A 16,512-nucleotide genomic window follows, 5' to 3' on the forward strand; every position below is an offset into this window, starting at 1 on the left:
GCGGCCGATCCCATGATCGCGCCGTTGCGGCGTCGCGGCTTTTGTAGCACCCTCGCGGGCGATGCGGCGTCGGGGCCGCCAGGCTCGGGAGCAGCGGACATGGCGGTTGAGGACAGGGTTTTCCTGGGCAAGAGCGTGAAGCCCGAGGATCTTTGGCTGAAATTCGCGAATCGCCATGGGTTGATCACCGGCGCCACCGGCACCGGCAAGACGGTCACCCTGCAGATCCTGGCGGAAGGGTTTTCCTCGGCCGGCGTTCCCGTCTTCGCCGCCGACGTGAAGGGCGACCTGTCGGGGATCGCCGAGCCGGGCAGTCCGAAGGATTTCCTCCTCGAGCGCGCCAAGGCGGTCGATCTCGAGGATTATGGCTTCGAGGCCTTTCCCACCATCTTCTGGGACCTCTATGGCGAGCAGGGCCATCCGATCCGCGCCACCATCTCCGAAATGGGCCCGGTGCTGCTGGCCCGCCTCATGAACCTCACCGAGGCCCAGGAGGGGGCCCTGAACATCGCCTTCCGCATCGCCGACGAGGAAGGCCTGGCCTTGCTCGACCTCAAGGACCTGCGGGCCATGCTGTCCGATCTCGCCGGCCGCGCGGGCGAGCTCAGGACCGATTACGGCAATCTCACCCCCGCCTCCATCGGCGCTATTCAGCGCCGCCTGCTGGTCCTGGAGGAGCAGGGCGGCTCGAAATTCTTCGGCGAGCCGGCGCTGGCCATCGCCGATCTCATGCGCACCACCCGCGACGGCCGCGGCTATGTGAACATCCTCGCCGCCGACAAGCTCATGCAGGCCCCCGGCCTCTATGCGACCTTCCTCCTCTGGCTCATGTCGGAGCTCTTCGAGGAGCTGCCCGAGGTCGGCAATCCCGACAAGCCGAAGCTGGTCTTCTTCTTCGACGAGGCCCATCTCCTCTTCGACGAGGCGCCCCCGGCGCTGCTGCAGAAGATCGAGCAGGTCGTCCGCCTCATCCGCTCGAAAGGCGTGGGCATCTATTTCGTCACCCAGAATCCCTTGGACGTGCCCGACACCGTCCTCGCCCAGCTCGGCAACCGCGTCCAGCACGCTTTGCGCGCCTTCACCCCGCGCGAGCAGAAGGCGATCAAGGCGGCCGCAACCACCTTCCGCCAGAACCCGGCCTTCGACACCGAGGCGGCCATCATGCAGCTCGGCACTGGCGAGGCTTTGGTCTCGGTGCTCGAGGACAAGGGCAATCCGTCCATGGTCCAGCGCACTCTGATCCGCCCACCCGCCTCGAGGCTTGGGCCGGTGACGCCCGAAGAGCGGAAGGCCATGATCCAGAAGAGCCCGGTCCTCGGCCTTTACGACGAGACGGTCGATCCGGAATCCGCTTACGAGATCCTGACCAAGCGCGCCAAGGAGAAGGCCGACGCGGCCGCAGCAGCCGCCGCCGAAGCCGCCGCCGCCAAGGAACAGGCCGCCGCGGCCAAGGTCCAGGCCGCCGAGGCCAAGGCCCAGGCTCAGGCTGATCGTGCCAGCGCCCGCCCCACCACCACCGAGCGCATCATCAGGACCGTCGCCGTCACCGTCGGCTCCCAGGTCGGCCGCGCTCTCGTCCGCGGCATCCTCGGCAGCCTCATGGGCGGCAGCAGCCGCAAGCGCTGATCGAACCCCGCCAGCCCACCACCCCCGTCATCCCGGCCAAGCGCAGCGCCGAGCCGGGACCGCCAAGGCCTCCACGCCCCGTCATCCCGGACGGAGCGCAGCGCAGATCCGGGACCCCATGCGGCTCGGGTGCCCCATGCGGCTCGGGGATCCCGGGTCAAGCCCGGGACGACCCAACAACTCCCCCGACATCCTCAGGCTTCACTTAAACCGTCATCCTCGGGCTTCTCCTCTCCCGTCATCCTCGGGCTTGACCCGAGGATCCAGGGGCCACACGACCCGCCCTTTCCCCCGCAACCCTGGATCCTCGGGTCAAGCCCGAGGATGACGAAGTGCAAGCGGCAGACACCCCCACACCAGGCACCACACTCCGGGTCATCCCGGCCAAGCGCAGCGCCGAGCCGGGACCGCCAAGGCCTCCACGCCCCGTCATCCCGGACGGAGCGCAGCGCAGATCCGGGACCCCATGCGGCTCGGGGATCCCGGGTCAAGCCCGGGATGACAGCCAGAGGAGAAGCCCCCCACACCCGGGGTCATCCCGGCCAAGCGCAGCGTAGAGCCGGGACCGCCAAGAGCAAGAACCCCTCATCCTGAGGAGCAGCCGCTAGGCTGCGTCTCGAAGGACGCCCCCTACCCGACCACCTTCCCCGGATTGAGCACGCCCTTAGGGTCCAGCGCCGCCTTCAGCCCGTCCATCACGGCGATCTCCGCTGCACTGCGCGACGCCCCGAGCCAGGCCCGCTTGCTCACGCCGATCCCATGCTCCGCCGACACAGCACCGCCCCGCTCCGCCACCAGCCCATAGACCAGCGCCTCCAGCTGTGGCTTCAGCCCGGCCTCCGGCAGACCGATTCCCAGATGCAGATTGCCGTCGCCCAGATGGCCGAAGATGTGCAGCCCCAGATGCCCCGGCATCTCCGCCCCGAGCCTGGCCTCCAGCGCCTTTGCGAAGCCCTCCATGTCGCCCACCGAAAGCGAGACGTCGAAATCCCCCATGATCGGAAACGCCGCCATCTCGGCCTCGAAATCTTCCCGGATGCGCCAGAATTCGGCGCGCTCGCGTCCCGATTGGGCAATGGCCGCATCGACCGCGCCCGCCTGGAGTGCCCCCGCCTCCAGCGCCGCCGCGACCAGCCCTTCGAACCGCTCCGCATCGGAGGCTGAATCGAAGCCTTCCGCCTCGCACAGCACGTAATAGGCAAGCCCCCGCGCCACCGGCGCCCGCATGCCTCCGGCTCCGGTATTCAGGTCGTAGAACCCGCCCCACAGGATTTCGAAGGACGACAGCGTCCCCGCCAGCTCCCGCGACAGGCGCTGCAGCAGCGTCGGGATGCCGGCGAAATCGTCAAACCCCAGAAACGCCGTCTGCACCGAGCTCGGCTGCGGCACCAGCCGCAGCACGGCGCGGGTGATGACCCCGAGCGTGCCTTCCGAGCCGATGAACAGCTGCTTCAGGTCGTAGCCCGTATTGTCCTTGGCATAGGGCGTCAGATGCGAGAGCACCGTGCCGTCCGCCAGCACCACCTCGAGCCCCAGCACCTGGGCGCGCGCCGATCCATAGCGCATCACCTGCAGGCCGCCGGCATTCATGGCGAGCGCCCCGCCGATGGTGGCGCTGCCGCGGGCCCCGAAATCCAGCCCGAAGCGCAGCCCCCGCGCCTGCGCCGCCTCCTGCACCCGCTGCACCACGGCTCCCGCCTCGACCGTCACGAGGCTCGCGGCCTCGTCCACGGGCCCGATGGCGGCCATCCGCTCCAGCGACAGGAGGATCTGGTCGGCCTCGGCCCGTGTCCCGCGCACCAGGTTCGTCCGCCCGCCTTCCGGCACCACCGCCTGGCCGGCCCCATGGCAGAGCGCCAGGACCGCCGCCACCTCCGCCACAGACCCTGGCCGCACGAGACCCAAGGCGCGGGTCGGCTCCTTCGTCCAGTAATCGATCGCCCGCCCCGCCAGCTGGGCTCGCCCGAGCACATGGGAAGCCCCGATGCATCGGGCGATCTCGTCCAGGATCATCGCACCCTCCCCGTCCCCCCACACTTCCGTCATCCCGGCCAAGCGCAGCGCGAGCCGGGACCGCCAAGGCCTCCGTGCCCCGTCATCCCGGCCGAAGCGCAGCGCAGAGCCGGGACCCCATGCGGCTCGGGGATCCCGGGTCAAGCCCGGGATGACAGCCAGAAGAAAAACCCCCACCCCGTCATCCCGGCCAAGCGCAGCGCGAGCCGGGACCGCCAAGGCCTCCGTCCCCCGTCATCCCGGCCGGAGCGCAGCGCAGAGCCGGGACCCCATGCGGCTCGGGGATCCCGGGTCAAGCCCGGGATGACCTGAACCATTGGAGGAAGCGCAGGAACCCCCGCCAGACGGCCGTCACAGCGCGTTTTTCAGCCGGGAACGCGCTTGAGGGCTTGCGCCATGCAATGGATCCCCCCGCCGGTCTTGGAGATCTCGCTCATGTCGATCTCCGCGACCTCGAAGCCGCGCGCCTTCAAATTGTCGATCAGGAACCGCGAATGCTTGGGCGCGATCACCCGGTCGCGGCCGAGCGACATGACGTTGCAACCCAGCGTGACGGTATCCTTGTACGGCACCGGGATGATCTCGATCTTCTTGTCCCTGAGCCAGGAGACCACATGGTCCGGCGTCGTCTCCAGGCAGACGGCGGCCAGCTTGTGGGCGATCATGACGACCATGAGGTCGATATGGACGAAGAAGGGGTCGAAATAGACGATCTTCGTCTCCCAGCCCTCCTTGTCGAACCAGCTCGCGACCTGGAGCGCGCCTTCTTCCGTGGTGCGTTCGCCGCCGCAGCCGATGAGGACGCAGCCATCCTCGATGACGTCGAAATCGCCGCCTTCGAACAATCCCGCCGTCACCATGTCGTAGATCGGAATGCCCAGCGCCTGGTAGGACCGGATGGCGGCGAAATTCTCGCCCCGGCGCCACCAGTTGCACATATTGGTGATCACGGCGCCATAGGGCGTCATGAAGCTCGAATCCCGCGAATAGACCTGCATCGGCAGCTCCGGCGCGAGGTCGAGATAATGCGCATTCACCCCGAAATGGGTGTAGGCCGCGACCAGCTCCTTGTGCTGCTCCTTGGCCACCGGAATGTTGCAGGGCGCCTCGCGCAGATATTTCCGCGACAGCGAGCTCGTCGACAGATGCTTGAGATTGTCCGGCGTGCACAGGAGTACGTCGGTGAGCACATCATACTCATTCGTGCACCCCCACGAATTCAGCGCCGCCGTCCCGCCCGTGCTCTGTCGCCGCTGCAGGTTGAACACATCCGCCGGCGCGATCTTCGAGATCTCGTTCATTGCCAGTCTCCTCCAACCGTAACCCCTCTCCCCTTGCGGAAGAGAAACGGTCTGCCGAAGCTGCGCCCCCTCACCCGTCATCCCGGCCAAGCGCAGCGCAGAGCCGGGACCCCATGCCGCCAGGGATCCCGGGTCAAGCCCGGGATGACCCAACAACTCAAACCGTCATCCTCGGGCTTGACCCGAGGATCCAGGGGCCACACGGCCCGCCCTTTCCCCCGCAACCCTCGATCCTCGGGTCGAGCCCGAGGATGACGAATGGCGAGCAGCCACCACCACCCCTACCCCGCGACTCCCGCTTGCTCCAGCACGGCATGCAGCAGCACGTTGGCGCCGGCTTCGCAGGCTTCGGGCGAGGAATATTCCGCCTCATTATGGCTGATCCCGTCCTTGGAGGTGACGAAAATCATCGCCGTGGGCGTCGATCGTGCCACATAGACGCTGTCATGGCCCGCGCCTGAGATCATCTCGCGCGTCTCATATCCGCAGAGATCGGCGGCCTGCGCCACGGCCGCGATGCATCCCGCATCGAACACGACCGGCGCCGAGGCCCAGATGCGCGTGACCTCCACATCGATCCCGTGGGGCGTGCCCGCAGCCTCGCCCGCGGCCCGGATCGCCCGTTCCATGCTGTCCAGCACCTGATCCTCCGGATGCCGCAGATCGATGGTGAAGGTGACCCGCCCCGGCACCGTGTTGCGCGATCCGGGCTGGACGGTCATGTCGCCCACCGTGAAGCGCGCCCATTCCCCATGCGCCGCGGCCATCTCGTAGCAGCCCTTGAGCATCTCGTGCAGCGCCCGGATCGGATCGCGCCGCCGGTCCATGGGCGTCGTCCCGGCATGCACCTCCGCCCCATGCAGCGTCACGTCGAACCAGCGGATGCCCTGCACCCGGGCGACGACGCCCACGAGCTTGTCCTCCTGCTCCAGGATCGGCCCCTGTTCGATATGCACCTCGAAGGAGGCCTTCCAGTCGCGCCCGCCCATGGGGGCATCCCCCTTATAGCCGATGCGCGCAAGTTCATCGCCGAAGCGCAGCCCGGCGCGGTCGCGGCCGTCATAGACCGCATCCATGTCGAATTCTCCGGCATAGACGCCGGAGCTCACCATGGCGGGGGCGAACCGGGCCCCTTCCTCATTCGTCCAGTTGACGATCTCGATGGGATGCTCCGTTTCGATCCCGGCATCGTTCAGCGCCTCCACCACCTCCAGCGCGGCGAGCACGCCGAGGGCTCCGTCGAACTTGCCGCCCGTAGGCTGCGAATCGAGATGCGAGCCGCTCATCACCGCGGGGCCCGCGAGCCGGCCCTTGCGGCGGGCGAACATGTTGCCCATGGCGTCCACCTCCACCGTGAGGCCCGCCTCGCGGCACCATTTCGCGAACAGGTCGCGACCGATGCGGTCCTCGTCCGAGACCGTCAGCCGGCACACTCCGCCCTTGGGCGTCGCCCCGATCTCCGCCATTTCCATGAGCCGCGACCACAGCCGCTCGCCATTCACGCGCAAATTCCGTCCGTTCACTGCTCCACGCCCCTTCCACGCTGCGCCTGCACGATCAATCGGATGACGATCGCGCTCACCGTGACCGCGATCAGCACCACCGACACCGCCGCGATCACCGGATCGATATTGTCTCTTAAACCCGACCAGATGCGCCGCGGCAAGGTGATCACTTCGAAGGAGGTGACGAACAGGGTGACGGCGATCTCCTCCCAGGACAGGATGAACGACAGGAACGCGGCCGAGACGAGCCCCAGCTTGAGATTGGGCAGGATCACCAGGAAGCTCGTCTGCCACACCGAGGCCCCGAGGTTTCGCGCCGCGAGTTCGATCCGCCGGTCGAGCTGGCTCAAGGAGACCAGCAGCGTCACCACCGCATAGGGCACGGCGATCACCACATGGGCGATGATCACCCCCGGGATCGTGTCGTAGAGATTGGCACCGGTCTCGAAGAAATAGAGCACCAGCGCCGAGATGATCGGCGGCACCGCCATGGGCAGGAGCACGAAGCCGATGAGCAGTGGCGTCAGCTTCGAGCGCCGATACCAGATCCCCAGGCTGAAGGCGGTCGCCAGCACCGTCGAGATGACCGCCGCAATGAGGGCGATGACCAGGCTGGTGCCGATGCTTCCCAGCCATTCGGAGCTCTCTGCCAGGGCCTGGTAATGTCTGAGCGACCAGTCGCCCTCCGGCATGGACAGGAAGCGCTTGCCCGTGAACGACACCGGGATCACCGCAAACAGCGGCAACAGCAGGAACAGCATGGCCAGATAGGCGAGCGCGGTGCTGGTGCGGCCGGGTCCCTGCTGTCGCATCAGCCCACCAGCTTTTCGACGCGGGTGATCTTGAGCAGGACCCAGATCATGATCGACACGAAGACCAGCAGCACCACCGACAGGGCCGCCCCCAGTCCCCAATTGGCCGTCTGCGACATCTGCAGGAACACATATTCCGCAATCATCACGACGCGCCCGCCGCCCAGGATGGCCGGCGTGATGAAGAAGCCCAGCGCGAAGATGAAGACGATGAAGAACGCCCCCACGATGCCCGGCAGGGACAAAGGCAGGAACACTTCAACGAACCGCCGGATCGGCCACGCCCCGAGCCCGCGCGCCGCCGCCATGACGCGCGGATCGATCTGCCGCATCACCGCCATCAGCGGGAAGATCGCAAACGGCACCATGAAATGCACCATGCCGATGACGACCCCGATCTCGTTGCGCACCAGCGCCAGCGGTTCTGCGATCAGCCCCGCCGTCATCAGCCACTCGTTCACGAGGCCGCGCGGCCGCAGCACGATGACCCAGCCGAAGGCGCGGATCAGCACCGAGATCCAGAACGGGATCAGCACGCAGACCTCGATCAGCCGCTGCCGCCAGGGCGGGCCGAACACCCAGTGATAGGAGATGAGATAGGCGATGGCGACCGAGACGACGGTCACCAGCAGGCAGATCCGCAGCGTCCGCCAGGCGATTGAATGGATGATCGGATCCGTGGCGATCTTGACGTAATTACCGATCCCCGGCTGCGGATCGGTGAAGCTCCATTGGAAGATCCCGAGCAGCGGCACGAGATAGGCGATCACCAGCACCACCGGCAACGGCGCCACGAACAAACCCCACTCGACCAAAGCCCGCCTCGACATCGACCCTCCCGAAACTCCCCTCTCCCAGTCATCCCGGACGGAGCGCAGCGCAGATCCGAGACCCCATGCGGCTCGGGCCCCCCCTACAGCCCGGGATCCCGGGTCAAGCCCGGGATGACCCTACAACTCCACCGTCATCCCGGACGGAGCGCAGCGCAGATCCGGGACCCCATGCGGCTCGGGCCCCCTGCCGCAACGGATCCCGGGTCAAGCCCGGGATGACCCAACAACTCCACCGTCATCCCGGACGGAGCGCAGCGCAGATCCGGGACCCCATGCGGCCCCCCCTAGGACGAGATCAGTGCCAGGAACTTGTCCAGCGTCGCCGAATAGTTCTCCACATACCAGCTCTGGTCCAGCTGATGCTGGACCTTGACCGCCTCGGGCTGGGTGCAATCGTCCTTCTTGAGCTCCGCCGGCACCATGGCCGCGGCTGCCGGATTGGCGGGGCCGTTGCCCAGGAGTTCGAGCAGTTTGACCTGTCCCGCCGGGTCCTGTGCGCTGGCGATGAAGGCGTTCGCCGCCTCCGCGCCTGCCGGATTGTCCTTCATGATGGCCCAGCTGGAGGGTCCCAGGAAGCCTTCTGCGAAGCCGTAGGTGATCTTGCCCTCGCTGTCCTTGTCGATCAGCTTGGCGCGCGTGTTCCACAGGAGCCCCATGGACGCCTCGCCCTCCAGCATCAATTGCTGGCTCTCCGCCCCCGAGCCCCAGAAACCGGCGATATTCGGGCTGAACGCCTTGATCTTCTTGAAGGCCCGGTCGACATCCAGGGGATAGAGCTTGTCCGGGGCGACCCCGTCGGCGAGGAGGGCGGCCTCGAGATTGCCCACCATCCACTTATACATGGTCCGCTTGCCCGGGAATTTCTCGACGTCGAAGAAATCCGCCCAGGTCTTGGGCGGGGTGTCCCCGTATTTCTCCTTGTCATAGACGAGCACGTAGCTGAGATAGTAATTGGCGACCGCATAGTCGTTCCAGCCGCCCTCCAGGATTTTGTCCTTCTTGACCACGTCGAAATTGATCTTCTGCACGAAGCCTTTCTTGCCCAGCGCCTCCGCCGAGAAGATGTCGGCATCGACCACGTCCCACGACACCTTGCCGCTGGTCACCTGGGCCTGGATCGCCCCTTCCGTCGGCCCCGCCCCGTCGATCTTGACAGTCAGGCCCGATGCCTTGGCGAAGGGCTGGGCGAAGGCCTCGTCGAAGGCCTTGATCGCATCCCCGCCCCAGTTGACGAGGACGAACTGCTTCTCCTGCGCCGACAGCATCCCCGATTTCAGCGCCAGCGGGGCGACCCCCAGCAGCGCGATCCCCTTGAGGAAATCCCGTCGGCCGATCTCGCCGCGCGCGAGCCTCTGCTTCAGGATCTCGAAGCAATCCGTCTGAAATGCGCCGTTCATGACCACCTCCACAATCCAGGCCCTTCGGTCCTGGGATTCAAAATCCATCCGGGCGGCAGGCCCATACGATCCTAGTCCTTCGGCAGGATCATGCCGCGCTCCGGGGCCCAGCTCAGCCAGACGGCCTGGCCCTGGTCGAGCCCCTGCTCCATCCAGCGCTCCGCCGGCACCGTCAGCGACAGGACCCGGTCGGCCTCGCCCTCAGCCGGGCTCAGGGTCAGCGCCACGCTCGCGCCGTGATAGGCGACGCCGGTCACCACCGCTTCCACCGCATTGTCCTCCCCGTGCGGCGCGCGGGTGATCTCCACATGCTCCGGCCGCACCCCCAGCACCACGTCGCGCCCGTTGACGGCGCCCGGCGCCCTCAGCCTGCGCCCGCCGAAACCGCCCTCGACGACGCCGTCCCGGCCCGCCGCGGCCTGCAGCGGGAACAGGTTGATCTTGCCCAGGAACTCCGCCACGAATTGCGAGGCCGGGCGCACATAGACCTCCGCCGGCGCACCGATCTGCTGGAGCTTGCCATGGTCGAAAATGGCGATCCGGCTCGACATCGCCAGCGCCTCCGACTGGTCATGGGTGACGAACACGAAGGTCGTCTTGACCTCCCGGTGGATCCGTTGAAGTTCGATCTGAAGTTGTTCGCGCAAGTTCTTGTCGAGCGCGGACAACGGCTCGTCCAGCAACAGCATGTCCGGGGCGAAGACCAAGGCCCGCGCCAGGGCCACCCGCTGCTGCTGGCCACCCGACAGCTGGCTCGGCCGCTTCTCTGCCTGGGCGCTCAGCCCGACCACCTCGAGCGCGCGGGCGACTTTGGCGCGCTGCTCTTCGGCGGGAATTTTCCTCACCCGCAGCGGGAACGCCACGTTGCGGGCGATCGTCATATGCGGGAACAGCGCATAGCCCTGGAACACCATGCCGAAATTGCGCTGCTCGGCGGGCCGCGCCGTCACGTCCTGGCCGTCCTGGACGAGCCGCCCGGCGCTGGGGCCCTCGAAGCCCGCGAGAATGTTGAGGAACGTCGTCTTGCCCGAGCCCGAGGGGCCCAGCAGGGTCAGGAACTCGCCCCGCTCGATGCCGATGCTGATGCGGTCGAGGGCGGTGAACTGCCCGAACCGTTTGGAAATTTCGATCGCCTCGAGCTGGACGTCCGCCATCGAGTACCCTGAAACTATGAACTTCCCCGGGGCTGTTTTCGCCCCACCCTTTTTATGAGGCGAGGCTATCGCGGACGGCACGCGACAACAATCGAAATTCCGGCTGACAACTTTCGACCGAGAGGCCCTCTGCCGCAGGGGCCGGCCCCCTCCGCCCGCGCCGTGGTTCCCGGGTCACACTTCCCCCGAATTCGACTCTCCCGCGTTCGGCGGCGTTTTCGACCGGTAACGCTTTCTTTCCTCTGCTACTGTACAAATACACTGATCGCTTCCATCCATTCATCCATGTGGATGGCAATTGATTTTGCTGGTCTTTCCCAAAGGGGCCGAGCTACAAAGAGAGGCTTTCGGCGTGGGCCCGTGGGGAGAGACACAGTTCCGCAACGTCAGAGAGAATGGCAGGCGGTGTCGATGCAGGCGGCCGCTGGAAGCTTAGTGACTGCCGATCGTGCCGCCAGGCACGCGTTGGGTCGGTGGTCGAATGTGATGAGAGGGATGCGGGACCTGAGGGGAAGGGTGCTGAGGCATCGCGCCGCCGATTTGCGGCACACCTCCAGCTGGACGCCCGTGTCGCGTCTCGGCCGCGGGGCTCTGTGTGCCTTCGTTCTGGCGCTGACCGCTGTCCATCCTGCCCTTGCCCAGGTGGGTGAACCGCCGATTGTCAGCGACGACCTCACCGATCCGCGCAATCTTTACGGGCCTGAGGACGATCTCAGCGTCCCCGATCCCCGGCTCGAAACCGGCACCCCCGTTAATCCGCAGCTGAAGCAGCCGGCGCCCGGCACGCCGGTCGATGTCGTCTCCGACAAGATCCTCTACGACCGCAACACCGGCATCGCCACCGCCGTGGGCATGGTCCATCTCACCTATGGCCCCTATGTCCTGAACGCCACTCGCGTCATCTACGATCCCAAGAATGACCGCATGCAGGCCAATGGCAGCGTGGTCATGCAGGAGCCCGGCGGCAACGTGCTGCAGGCCGACACGCTCGAGCTGCGCAACAAGTTTCGCGAGGGCTTTGCGCGCTATCTGAAGCTGCTGCTGACGAACAACTCGGTCATCACGGCCGAATATGCCACCCGCAAGGAAGGCAACATCACGATCTATGAGCGGACGACCTATACCGCGTGCATGACCTGCGTGATGGCCAATGGCAAGCCGGCCTGGCAGATCCGCGCCCGCGAATCGATCCATGACGAGAATGCCCAGACCATCACCCACAAGGATGCGGAGTTCGACCTTTTCGGCCTGGCGATCGGCCCCATGCCCTTCGACGTCACCACGGCCGATCCCACGGTCAAGCGTCTGTCGGGCTTTCTCGTGCCGCGCGTGGTCACCTCGAAGGATGTAGGCCTCGGCATCGAGATCCCGTATTTCTGGGCGCTCGCGCCGGATTACGACATCACCTTCATGCCGGTCCTCACCACCAAGCAGGGGCCGCTTCTGCGGGCGCAATGGCGCCAGCGCCTGGCCAATGGCGAATATTATGTGGATGCCGCCGGCATCTATCAGCTGGACACGAACATCCCCTCGCCTGGCGACCGCCATTTCCGCGGCTTCGTCCGCAGTGCCGGCGCCTTCGAGCTGAACCGCAATTGGCAATGGGGCTGGGACGGCACCGCGACCACCGACCAGACCTTCATGCGCCGCTACGACATCGACAGCCGCACCGATCTCATCAGCCAGATCTACATGCAGGGCATCGATGACCGGAACTACTTCCGCTCGACCCTCTACAATTTCCAGGGCCTGCTGAAGAGCGACAAGAAATCGGCGGACGCCTATCTCGTTCCGCAGATCCTCCATGACTGGACGCTGGAGGATACGGTTCTCGGCGGCGAACTGGGCCTGGATACGAATTTCTACAGCCTGCACCGGAAGGATCCGACGATCCCCTTCCCCACGGTGGAACAGGCATCGGATGCGACCCGCTTCGTCAGCGAGGCCCATTGGTCGCGCCGCATGGTCTCCGGCATGGGGATGGTGGCCACACCCTTCGCCACGCTGCGGGCGGACGCCTATACGGTGCGCGATCTGCCTTCGCAGTCGGCGCCCTCCGGTCTCGTGAAGGACGAGACCACCGGTCATCTTCTGCCCAGCGCCGGTCTGGATCTGCGCATGCCGTTCGTGCGCACCGACACCTTCGGCCAGCACGTCTTCTCCCCCGTGGTGCAGATCATCGCCGCCACCAACGAGACGGATGTGGACAAGATCTCGAACGAGGATTCGATCACCCTCAATCTCGATCAGACCAGCATCTTCTTGTCCGACCGTTTCACCGGTCTCGATCGCTACGAGGGCGGCACCCGGGCCAATATCGGCGCGACCTACAGCATGCTCTTTCCCTCCGGCGGCTTCGTGAAGGCCACCATCGGCCAGAGCTTTCACCTGGCTGGCAAGAACAGCTTCACGACCGGATCCGGCCTGGACGGCAAGTCCTCCGACGTGATCGCGGCGCTCCAGATCCAGCCCAACGAATATTTCACCGGCACCTACAGCGCCCGCTTCGATGACAAGAACATGGAGCTGAGTGCGCAGGAGCTGGGCGTCGCCGGCACCTTCTCGCGCCTTACTGCCGCCGTAAACTACGCCGATGTAGAGGCTGCGCCCGACTATGGTCGACCGGATCCTGTCCATCAGATATGGACACAAGGCTCGTTGAACCTTTGGGAAGGTTGGCGCGTCTTCGGTGGCACCCGCTATGATCTGGACAAAGACCGTCAGGTCAGGAATGTGATGGGCATCGGCTGGGATTGCGACTGTATGTCGGTGAGCTTGGCCTATGCCGAGGATTTTACTAAGGATCGCGATGTCAATGAGGAGCGGTCCATTATACTGTCCGTATCGTTCCGGACGCTCGGAGCGATCAAGGGCAGCGTCGGCATCGACTGACCTGCACATCTGTGCGAAGGGTCGGCGGCCCAGTTTCCGGTGAACGAAGAGTGAGAATGCGCGCGAGATTCGGTAAAATGACGTTTTCGGTGCCCGGCGCCCTGATGGTCGCTTTGGCAGTCTGTATGGCCTCTCTGCTGCCGGGAGGGGCGGCTTTGGCCCAGCAATCGGTCATTGTCACGGTGAATGACAAGCCGATCAGCAATTACGACATCGAACAGCGCATGCGTCTGAACCGGATCATCGGCTATCCCTCGAAGGGAGAAGGCCAGGCCGCCCGCAAGGAGATCCTCGAGGAGCTGATCGACGAGACCCTGAAGGTTCAGGAGGCCAAGCGGCTGAAGGTCACCGTCGGTGAGGCCGACATCAACAACACGCTGGAAGGCATGGCCTCGCGCGCCGGGACGACGGTCCCCGGTTGGACGGCGGATCTGAAGAAGAGCCGCATCGACATGGCCACCCTGAAGCAGCGGGTCCAGTCCAACATCGCCTGGAACCGAATCATTGCCGGCCGTTACAACATCAACACCAACATCGAATCGGCCATGGTCGATCAGCGCCTGAAGGCGATCGAATCCGATCCCAGCCGCCAGCCGCGCACCATCTATCTCCTCCAGGAGATCCGCCTGCCCATCGACGGCAATGATGAGCAGCTGCTCTATGCCCGCTTCGTCGAGGCCCAGCGCGTCGTGCAGAACTACAAGGGCTGCGAAAGCGCCCGCAAGGCGACCAGCGGCATTTTCAACGTCCAGATCCGGCCCACGGTCCCCGTCCCGCCGGAGAACCTGCCGCCCCAGCTGAAGCAGGCCATCGAAAAGGCCGGTACCGGCAGGCTGATCGGTCCGAGCCGCGCCAAGGAGGGCATTCAGCTCATCGGCTTCTGCGGCAAGCAGACCATCGCCCCGCCGGCGGTCAGCCGCGAGCAGATCGAGAACATGCTCCTCAACGAGCGTGTCGGCCTCTATACGGAACGTTATATCCGCGAGCTTCGCCGCAACGCCTTCATCGACTATAAGGATGCCTCCTACAGTCAGTAGGCGTTCTCTTCGACAGGCGTTTTTCCATGACCTCTGCCACGCGGCCCCTCGTCCTCTCCATGGGCGAGCCCGCCGGAATCGGACCTGAGCTCACCTTGATGGCATGGCAGCGCCGCCATGTCCGCAATCTGCCGGCCTTTGCCGTGCTCGGCGATCCCCAGCTCCTCTTCGACCGGTCGCGCCGGCTCGGCCTCGACGTGCCCATCGGCGAGATCGCCCGCCTTGCGGATGCGCCCGCAGCCTTCGACGCCGCCCTCCCCGTCCTGCCGCTGTCGGCCTCCATCGCCGTGGCGCCCGGCCGTCCCGATCCGCGCGCAGCCCCTCTGGTCATCGAGGCGATCGCGCGCGCCGTCGACCTCTGTTTGGCCGGCGACGCCGCCGCCCTGGTGACCAATCCCATCGCCAAGAGCCACCTCTACCAGGCCGGCTTCCGCCATCCCGGCCACACCGAATTCCTCGAGGCCCTGAGCGTGGAGCGCGGCCGTCCGGCCCGGGCCGTCATGATGCTGGCGGGCCGCGGCCTGCGCACCGTGCCCTTGACGATCCACATGCCCCTGAAACACGTGCCCGGGTCCATCACCCAGTCGCTCATCCTCGACCAGGCCCGCATCGTCGCCCGCGATCTCGCAGCCTATTTCCACATTGGCCACCCCCGCCTGGCCGTCTCCGGCCTCAATCCCCATGCCGGCGAGGACGGGGCCATGGGGACCGAGGAGCGCGACATCATCGCCCCGGCTCTGGCCATCCTGCGGGCGGAGGGCCTGGATGTTGTGGGCCCCCTTCCCGCCGACACCATGTTCCACGAGGAGGCGCGGGCGACCTATGACGTCGCCTTGTGCATGTATCACGACCAGGCCCTGATCCCGGTCAAGCTGCTCGACTTCCACGAGGGCGTGAACTGCACCCTGGGCCTGCCCTTCATCCGCACCTCTCCCGACCACGGCACCGCCTTCTCCCTGGCCGGGACCGGCAGGGCCAATCCCTCGAGCCTCATCGCCTCCATCGAGATGGCCGCCGCCATGGCCACAGCCGGCGCTAGCCCCGGGGCTGGCCCCGCGGTCGCCTCCTGATGGCGGCCCTGGACGATCTCCCGCCCTTGCGCGAGGTGATCGCCGCCCACGGCCTGGCCGCGCGCCGGTCTTTGGGCCAGAACTTCCTTCTCGACCTCAATCTCACCCGCCGCATCGCCCGCGCCGCGGGCTCGCTCCACGATCACACCATCATCGAGATCGGCCCCGGCCCCGGCGGCCTCACCCGTGCTTTGCTGTTGGAGGGTGCAGCCCACGTGGTCGCCATCGAGCGCGACGAGCGCTGCCTGCCGGCCCTCGAGCAGATCTCCGCGGCTGCCCCCGGGCGCCTCACCATCATCCCCGGCGACGCGCTCGCCGTCGACATGGCCGCCCTGGTCTCGGGGCCGGCCCGCATCGCCGCCAACCTGCCCTATAACGTGGCGACCCCCCTGCTCGTCCGCTGGCTGGAGACGGAGCCCTGGCCGCCCTTCTTCGCCTCCATGACCCTCATGTTCCAGCGCGAGGTCGCCGAGCGCATCGCAGCCCCCTCCGGCGGCAAGGCCTTTGGTCGCCTGGCCGTCCTCTCCCAGTGGCGCACCGAGCCCGAGATCCTTTTCGACATTGCCCCGCGCGCCTTCGTGCCGGCCCCGAAAGTGACCTCCAGCGTCGTCCATTTCACCCCCCGCGCGCAGCCTCTGCCGTGTGACACCCAGGCCTTGGAGCGCGTCACCCAGGCCGCCTTCGGCCAGCGCCGCAAGATGCTCCGCTCCAGCCTGCAGAGCCTGAAGCTCGACACCGCAGCCCTCCTGGACGCGGCCGGCATCGATCCCACCGAGCGCGCCGAACGCCTCGACATCGCCGATTTCTGCCGCCTCGCCCGCCTCCTCCCCTGACCCCCCCACCCCCGCCCATTTTCCCCTATCCACCCCGCC

General features: G+C 66.3%; 12 protein-coding genes. 5 read left to right on the plus strand and 7 right to left on the minus strand.

The annotated features are described in order from the left end of the window. Window positions 1–99: 99 nt before the first annotated feature. Window positions 100–1,626, plus strand: a complete 1,527-nt coding sequence (locus FKM97_RS23235; protein WP_144294852.1) for a helicase HerA-like C-terminal domain-containing protein — start codon at window positions 100–102, stop codon at window positions 1,624–1,626. Window positions 1,627–2,256: 630 nt separating this feature from the next. Here the strand turns inward: FKM97_RS23235 and FKM97_RS23240 are convergent. The 7 genes from FKM97_RS23240 to FKM97_RS23270 form a co-directional block, all read right to left on the minus strand. Continuing rightward, window positions 2,257–3,858, minus strand: a complete 1,602-nt coding sequence (locus FKM97_RS23240) for an FAD-binding oxidoreductase (protein ID WP_246105235.1) — start codon at window positions 3,856–3,858, stop codon at window positions 2,257–2,259. Window positions 3,859–4,004: 146 nt separating this feature from the next. Beyond that, entirely contained in the window at window positions 4,005–4,940 is a 936-nt protein-coding gene (locus FKM97_RS23245; RefSeq protein ID WP_144294853.1) for a dimethylarginine dimethylaminohydrolase family protein, read from the minus strand. Window positions 4,941–5,221: 281 nt separating this feature from the next. Next, a complete protein-coding gene (locus FKM97_RS23250; RefSeq protein ID WP_205015287.1) occupies window positions 5,222–6,463 on the minus strand; it encodes a Zn-dependent hydrolase in 1,242 nt (413 codons plus the stop codon). Continuing rightward, window positions 6,460–7,257, minus strand: coding sequence for an ABC transporter permease (locus FKM97_RS23255; RefSeq protein ID WP_144294854.1), 798 nt, complete (start codon window positions 7,255–7,257; stop codon window positions 6,460–6,462). Before FKM97_RS23255 ends, FKM97_RS23250 begins: the two co-directional genes overlap by 4 nt. After that, entirely contained in the window at window positions 7,257–8,087 is an 831-nt protein-coding gene (locus FKM97_RS23260; RefSeq protein WP_144294855.1) for an ABC transporter permease, read from the minus strand. The genes FKM97_RS23255 and FKM97_RS23260 overlap by 1 nt, the downstream gene beginning before the upstream one ends. A gap of 287 nt (window positions 8,088–8,374) precedes the next feature. Continuing rightward, on the minus strand, window positions 8,375–9,487 hold the full coding sequence (locus tag FKM97_RS23265) for an ABC transporter substrate-binding protein (RefSeq protein WP_144294856.1): 1,113 nt from the start codon (window positions 9,485–9,487) through the stop codon (window positions 8,375–8,377). A gap of 71 nt (window positions 9,488–9,558) precedes the next feature. Beyond that, on the minus strand, window positions 9,559–10,641 hold the full coding sequence (locus tag FKM97_RS23270; RefSeq protein ID WP_144294857.1) for an ABC transporter ATP-binding protein: 1,083 nt from the start codon (window positions 10,639–10,641) through the stop codon (window positions 9,559–9,561). A gap of 516 nt (window positions 10,642–11,157) precedes the next feature. Here FKM97_RS23270 and FKM97_RS23275 point away from each other — a divergent pair. From FKM97_RS23275 to rsmA, 4 genes are read left to right on the plus strand one after another with little or no spacing between them, the layout of a single operon-like run. Further along, entirely contained in the window at window positions 11,158–13,533 is a 2,376-nt protein-coding gene (locus tag FKM97_RS23275) for an LPS-assembly protein LptD (RefSeq protein WP_170241098.1), read from the plus strand. A gap of 56 nt (window positions 13,534–13,589) precedes the next feature. After that, window positions 13,590–14,570 carry a SurA N-terminal domain-containing protein gene (locus FKM97_RS23280; RefSeq protein ID WP_144294859.1) on the plus strand — a complete coding sequence of 327 codons (981 nt, stop codon included), beginning with the start codon at window positions 13,590–13,592 and terminating at the stop codon, window positions 14,568–14,570. Between the two features lie 26 nt (window positions 14,571–14,596). Continuing rightward, window positions 14,597–15,640 carry a 4-hydroxythreonine-4-phosphate dehydrogenase PdxA gene (pdxA, locus tag FKM97_RS23285; RefSeq protein ID WP_144294860.1) on the plus strand — a complete coding sequence of 348 codons (1,044 nt, stop codon included), beginning with the start codon at window positions 14,597–14,599 and terminating at the stop codon, window positions 15,638–15,640. Continuing rightward, entirely contained in the window at window positions 15,640–16,473 is an 834-nt protein-coding gene (rsmA, locus tag FKM97_RS23290) for a 16S rRNA (adenine(1518)-N(6)/adenine(1519)-N(6))-dimethyltransferase RsmA (RefSeq protein ID WP_144294861.1), read from the plus strand. The genes pdxA and rsmA overlap by 1 nt, the downstream gene beginning before the upstream one ends. Window positions 16,474–16,512 lie beyond the last annotated feature (39 nt).

The sequence above is a fragment of the Rhodoligotrophos appendicifer genome (assembly GCF_007474605.1).
GTDB lineage: Bacteria > Pseudomonadota > Alphaproteobacteria > Rhizobiales > Im1 > Rhodoligotrophos > Rhodoligotrophos appendicifer.

Excerpts from the sequence above, each read along its gene's own strand:
- FKM97_RS23235 (WP_144294852.1), top strand. The coding sequence starts at position 100 with ATGGCGGTTGAGGACAGGGTTTTCCTGGGCAAGAGCGTGAAGCCCGAG.
- FKM97_RS23245 (WP_144294853.1), bottom strand. The coding sequence starts at position 4,940 with ATGAACGAGATCTCGAAGATCGCGCCGGCGGATGTGTTCAACCTGCAG.
- FKM97_RS23255 (WP_144294854.1), bottom strand. The coding sequence starts at position 7,257 with ATGCGACAGCAGGGACCCGGCCGCACCAGCACCGCGCTCGCCTATCTG.
- FKM97_RS23260 (WP_144294855.1), bottom strand. The coding sequence starts at position 8,087 with ATGTCGAGGCGGGCTTTGGTCGAGTGGGGTTTGTTCGTGGCGCCGTTG.
- FKM97_RS23265 (WP_144294856.1), bottom strand. The coding sequence starts at position 9,487 with ATGAACGGCGCATTTCAGACGGATTGCTTCGAGATCCTGAAGCAGAGG.
- FKM97_RS23270 (WP_144294857.1), bottom strand. The coding sequence starts at position 10,641 with ATGGCGGACGTCCAGCTCGAGGCGATCGAAATTTCCAAACGGTTCGGG.
- FKM97_RS23280 (WP_144294859.1), top strand. The coding sequence starts at position 13,590 with ATGCGCGCGAGATTCGGTAAAATGACGTTTTCGGTGCCCGGCGCCCTG.
- pdxA (WP_144294860.1), top strand. The coding sequence starts at position 14,597 with ATGACCTCTGCCACGCGGCCCCTCGTCCTCTCCATGGGCGAGCCCGCC.
- rsmA (WP_144294861.1), top strand. The coding sequence starts at position 15,640 with ATGGCGGCCCTGGACGATCTCCCGCCCTTGCGCGAGGTGATCGCCGCC.